The sequence below is a fragment of the Pseudomonas sp. SWRI51 genome, from assembly GCF_014268825.1.
Lineage (GTDB): Bacteria > Pseudomonadota > Gammaproteobacteria > Pseudomonadales > Pseudomonadaceae > Aquipseudomonas > Aquipseudomonas farsensis.
The window spans coordinates 1-5,063 of the sequence record NZ_JABWRG010000158.1; the positions used below are offsets into that span (position 1 = coordinate 1).

Genomic DNA, 5,063 nt, shown 5'->3' on the forward strand with positions numbered 1-5,063 from the left:
GGGCTGCGCAGCAGCCCCGGCACTTTTGCGTGAGACCGAGATACTGGGGCTGCTGTGCAGCCCTTTCGCGACACAAGGCCGCTCCTACAGGGACAGTGTCAAATTCGAAATGCGCCGCAGGCTTATCAGCCGGCTGGACCTTCCTGTAGCTCTAATTTCTTACCCTTCACCGCAGCCGGCGCCTTGCCGGCTTTCATTTGCTGCAGCAACGGCGTGCACTGGTTCGGCGCATCCCCGCTGCTCGGGGCAATCAGCGCCAGCAAGCCAGCAGCAGGCCCGGCCACCACGCCCAGCGCCACCATGCCCGCGCCGCGCAGCGCCAACGGCACCGCCTGCACACCGGCATTGGGCTTGGCGAACGGGCCGCGCACATACAGTGGCGAGCGCAGCGAGAACAACCGCACGCCCTTCGACTCCGGGGTCACCTTCAGGTCCAACTGCTCGCTGGCAAAATTAGCCGTACCGTTGATGTAGATGATCGCGTTCTCGGTATCGAACAGGAACAAGCGCGTAGTCGCCAAACCGTCCTTGATCCCCACATCGGCGGCCGCGCAGTTGATCTTCACGTCTTCATCACCGAACAGCTTGCCAATCACGTAGTTGCCAACGTTAAGCCCGGCGATCTCCATGAGGCTGCGGCTGATGGCGCCATCGTTGATCAGCAAGCGCAGGTCGCCGTTGGAGGAACCCAGCAGCGCCGCCACCGAGTTGCCACGGCCACTGATGTCGGCATCGCCATTGAGCTCGCCGAAACTGGTCTGCATCGGTGCGAAAGTGGGGAACAGTTCCTTGAGCTTGAAGCCGCGGGCGCTCAAGCGCGCACGGCCCTGCATCGGCGTGGTGCGGCCATCCAGGCGGATTCTGGAGGCCAGGTTGCCGCCCGCCACGCCGAAGCGCAGTGGCTCCAGGCGCAGCAGGCCGTCTTCCAGAATCACGTGGGCCGACAGGTCGTTGAACGGCAGTTGCGCACTGTGCACGATGCGTTTGCCAGCAAAACGCACATCGGCATCCATCGCGCGCCAGCGCTCGGTACGGAATTCCTCGACCGGCAGCACCTTGCCTGTCGGCTGCTTGCTGGCCCCACCCCGGGCTTTTTGTTCAGTATTGGAGTCGGCACCGATCAGCGGCGCCAGATCCTTGAACAGCAACTGGTTGGACACCAGCTCACCGGACAACTTCGGCCGTGGTTTGCTGGCCACGAATGACAAATCACCATGAATGTCGCTGTCGCCAATCTTGCCGTTGAAACCCTGGTAGCGGAACTGCGCGCCTTGCTCGGCGTGCAGGTTGGCGCTCAGGTGACCGTCGGTGGAATACGGCGGGGTGTCGGGCAAGGTGACGCCGGTCAGCGGGTAAAGGTTGCCCAGGCTGCTGCCGGAAAGCTTCAGGCGCAGGTCCAGGGCGCCGAGGTTGCGCGGGTCGGTCAGGGTGCCGGCCAGCGCCACCTGGGTATCGCCGATACGCGCATCGGCTTGCAGCGGGAACGGCTGGCGGGCGTCCTGCAAGGCCAGCAGCCCGCCGATCTTGCCGGTGGCCGACACCGCCTGGTCCTTGTAGCGGCCCTGGGCCTTGAGGCCGAAGGCATAGTCCTGCGCCCCGCCACTCTTCTCGGCGCGGGCCTTGCCGACGATATCGCTGAACGGGATCGGCTTGCCCAGTGGTTCGACCTGCACCTTCATGCTGGTTTTCAGCGTCTGGTCATCGAAACTGATATTGCCTTGGTCAAAGCCGATGGCGCCGATGTCCAGCACCCACTTCGACGGCTCTGCATTCTCGTCCTTGGGGCCGAAATCAAAGGTCCAGTTGGCCCGGCCATCGGCCAGGCGAGTCAGGCTGGCGGTGGGCTTGACCAGGTCGATGCGCGGGATGCTGATGCGCTGGACGATCAGCGGCAACGGCGCCAGGCGAAACTCCACGCGCTCAAGGCCGACCATGCGCGGCTGCTTGAGCCAGTCGGGGTTGCCCAGCACCAGGTCCTCTGCCGTGAAATGCGGCCACGGCACGAACGCGCGCCAGCCGCCCTCTTCAGGTTCGGTACGCCAGTGCACCGCAAGGTTGCCGTTGATGGCGAAGGGCCGATGCAGGGCGGCGGACACCTTTTCATTGAGCAACGGCTTGACGCGGTTCCAGTCGAAGGTGGCGATCACCACGATAAGAATCGCCAGCAAGGTGACGAGGGTGGCGAAGGTCCAGATGAGGATTCTGACAGGGCGCGTCATTGCGTGATTCTCCTGACTGCAGGGCACGAGGCAGCGTAGCGGTGGCACTTATAAAGTCGGACTGATGAAAAGCCGTCGGGTTTAATCCAAACGCCACAAAGCCTAAGTTTTTCCTGACGCGTTGCCCAGCTTTGGCCTGCGCGTGCCGCGCACAGGCCGCCTCAGGTGGTGCCTGCGAGCGCCGTCTCAACCCCTGAAAACGTTGCCCCAGAGGCGTCGCCGCCGAGTATCAACGGCGTCGATTGTTACCATTATCCAGATGAACTTCTCTGCGGCGGTACGCAGCGTAGCATTGGCTCCGTACCCACTTTCCAGCCCCCCAGAGGAGCAACCCATCATGAAACGCAATCTGCTGCTTAGCCTGACCCTTTCCGTACTGGCCGCCAACGCTTTCGCATTGCCAGCCACCGACCAGCACCTTTCTGCCGAAGCGCGCTCCAGCGCTGCCAGCGTAGCCCAGCCCCTGAAAACCCTGGCTGAAGGTGGCTCGGACCGTCTGATCGAACGTAACGACCGTGTAGCCGAAGGTGGCTCGGATCGTCTGATCGAGCGCAATGACCGCGTAGCCGAAGGTGGCTCGGACCGTCTGATCGAGCGTAACGACCGTGTAGCCGAAGGTGGCTCGGACCGTCTGATCGAGCGCAACGACCGCGTAGCCGAAGGTGGTTCGGACCGTCTGATCGAGCGTAACGACCGCGTAGCAGAAGGTGGCTCGGACCGTCTGGTCGAACTTAGCCGCGTGAGCTGATCAGCATGGCCGAAAACAACAATCCACCGCCCTGCGCCTGTTACCCTCCAAGCCCGGTCCATTGACCGGGCTTTGTTTTTTTATCCAGAATGGCCAGCTTCAACCTCACAAGACGTTGCCCCATGCTGCCGCGCGCCGAACAGAAGCTGCAAACCCGCCAGGCCCTGCTGGATGCTGCCTGCCAGCTCATGGAGAGTGGCCGGGGGTTCGGCAGCATCAGCTTGCGCGAAGTCGCCAAGGCTGCCGGCATCGTGCCCACCGGTTTCTATCGCCACTTCCCTGACATGGACGCCCTCGGCCTGGCGCTGGTCGATGAGGTCGATAACACTTTCCGCCAGACCATCCGCCTGGTCCGGCACAACGAATTCGAGCTCGGTGGCATCACCGACGCTTCGGTGCGGATTTTCCTCGATGTGGTCAACGCCCACCGCGCCCGCTTCCTGTTCCTGGCCCGTGAGCAGTACGGCGGCTCGCAGGCGGTACGCCAGGCCATCGCGCGCCTGCGCGAGCACATCAGCGACGACCTCGCCACCGACCTTGCGCGCATGCCGCGCTGGCAACACCTGGACGGCGCCGCGTTGGCAGTGATGGCCGACCTGGTGGTCAAGACCGTGTTCGCCACCCTGCCGGAACTGATCGACGACGCGCCGGCCAGCCCCCAGGCCATGAGCGCCCAGGAAAAGATCACCCAGCAGTTGCGCTTCATTTTTGTCGGTGCGCGGCACTGGCAAGGGCTGGGCAGTCCGAGCTAAGCGGTTCTGCTAACATGGCGCCCTGCCCGACCGTCCACGAGCGCCGCCATGTCCGCCCCTTGCCCCGCCCTGACCCGCTTCAACCAGCATTTCGCCGAAGGTATCGTGCCGCTGTGGCAAGGCCCGGGGTGGAACGCCGACATGGCACTGCCCTACGAAGCACTCGACGCCCAGCATCAGCCCATGCCGGTACAACGCTACCGCGCCATGGCCTGCGCCCGGCAGTTGTACCTGTTCAGCAGCCGCATCGGCCAGCCGGGGGCCGCCGAGCGCGCAGCGGCGCTGTTTCGCTCGCTGCAACGGCACTTCCATGATGCCGAGCATGGCGGCTGGTTCTACAGCATCGACGCCGACGGCAAGCCGCTGGACCGGCGCAAGGACCTCTACACCCACGCCTTTATCGTATTTGCCTGCGCGCATTACTGGGGCAAAGTCCGCGAAGGGCTGGTCGAGTCCGCGCTCAACGCCGCGCTGAGCATCGTCAACGACCAGTTCGCTCGCGATGACGGCCTGTTCGAGGCCAGCCTCGCTGAAGACTGGTCGGACCTGGCCAGTGGCCCGCTGCAAAACCCGCAGATGCACCTGGCCGAAGCCTTCCTGCAGGTGTTGGCCGTGCGCGAAGACCCCGCCGTGCAGCAGGCCCTGCTGCAACTGTGCGATGCGCTGCAAACGCACTTCATCGAGCCCGAACACGGCCTGATGCTGGAAAAACCCCGCGGCGCTGTGGATAACTGGTTCGAGCCGGGCCATCAGTTCGAGTGGTTCTATCTGCTCGACACTTCGCCACTGTTGCGCGGCACACCGTTGCACAGCGCTATCGACCGCGCGTTCGCCTACGCGGAGGTGACTGGGGTAAAGGGTTCGGCGGTGCTGTCGATGCTCACCGTGGACGGGCGCGTGCTCGACGCCACCCAGCGCATCTGGGCACAGGCCGAGTACCTGCGGGCGCTGGCGCTGCGGCCAGGCAGCGAGGCCCACCTGCGCGCGCAACTGGATGCCCTGCTTGCGCGGTTTCTGCATGACGGTGGCTGGCACGAGTGCCGCGACGGCGCCGGTGTAGTGAGCCGCCACGATATGCCCTCTACCACGCCCTACCATCTGGCGACTTGCCTGGAAGGCTTGCAGCGGCTGGCGAACTAACGCTGCCGTCGCGGAGCAAGCTCGCACGCCGAGTTATGTGCAGGCCTGTCACGACCTCATCGCAGGCTGGCGCCAGCTCCCACAAAGACCGCGCACAGCCCCAATATCGAGGCTTGGCGCTGATCCTTGTGGGAGATTCTATGGTTTTGTACAAGCCTGTTCCCGCCAGATATATCTCCTTGTGGCGAGCGGGCTTGCCCCGCG

4 protein-coding genes are annotated in these 5,063 nt (G+C 64.1%); 3 read left to right on the forward strand and 1 reads right to left on the reverse strand.

Features of this window, described 5'->3' with window-relative positions; genetic code table 11:
* Positions 1 to 125: 125 nt before the first annotated feature.
* Positions 126 to 2,219 (reverse strand): AsmA family protein, encoded by a 2,094-nt coding sequence (locus HU720_RS23675; RefSeq protein WP_186523547.1) that lies wholly within the window; start codon positions 2,217 to 2,219, stop codon positions 126 to 128.
* 337 nt (positions 2,220 to 2,556) lie between these two features.
* On the opposite strand from HU720_RS23675, the gene HU720_RS23680 reads away from it, so the two are divergent.
* From HU720_RS23680 to HU720_RS23690, 3 genes are all read left to right on the forward strand, one after another.
* On the forward strand, positions 2,557 to 2,967 hold the full coding sequence (locus HU720_RS23680) for a phage infection protein (RefSeq protein WP_186523549.1): 411 nt from the start codon (positions 2,557 to 2,559) through the stop codon (positions 2,965 to 2,967).
* A 122-nt stretch (positions 2,968 to 3,089) separates the two neighbouring features.
* A complete protein-coding gene (gene fabR / locus HU720_RS23685; protein ID WP_186523551.1) occupies positions 3,090 to 3,719 on the forward strand; it encodes an HTH-type transcriptional repressor FabR in 630 nt (209 codons plus the stop codon).
* 48 nt (positions 3,720 to 3,767) lie between these two features.
* Positions 3,768 to 4,859, forward strand: coding sequence for an AGE family epimerase/isomerase (locus HU720_RS23690; RefSeq protein ID WP_186523553.1), 1,092 nt, complete (start codon positions 3,768 to 3,770; stop codon positions 4,857 to 4,859).
* Positions 4,860 to 5,063: the final 204 nt, after the last annotated feature.

Bases quoted from the DNA above. Each gene is read 5' to 3' on its own strand.
- fabR (WP_186523551.1), top strand. From the start codon at position 3,090: ATGCTGCCGCGCGCCGAACAGAAGCTGCAAACCCGCCAGGCCCTGCTG.
- HU720_RS23680 (WP_186523549.1), top strand. From the start codon at position 2,557: ATGAAACGCAATCTGCTGCTTAGCCTGACCCTTTCCGTACTGGCCGCC.
- HU720_RS23690 (WP_186523553.1), top strand. From the start codon at position 3,768: ATGTCCGCCCCTTGCCCCGCCCTGACCCGCTTCAACCAGCATTTCGCC.
- HU720_RS23675 (WP_186523547.1), bottom strand. From the start codon at position 2,219: ATGACGCGCCCTGTCAGAATCCTCATCTGGACCTTCGCCACCCTCGTC.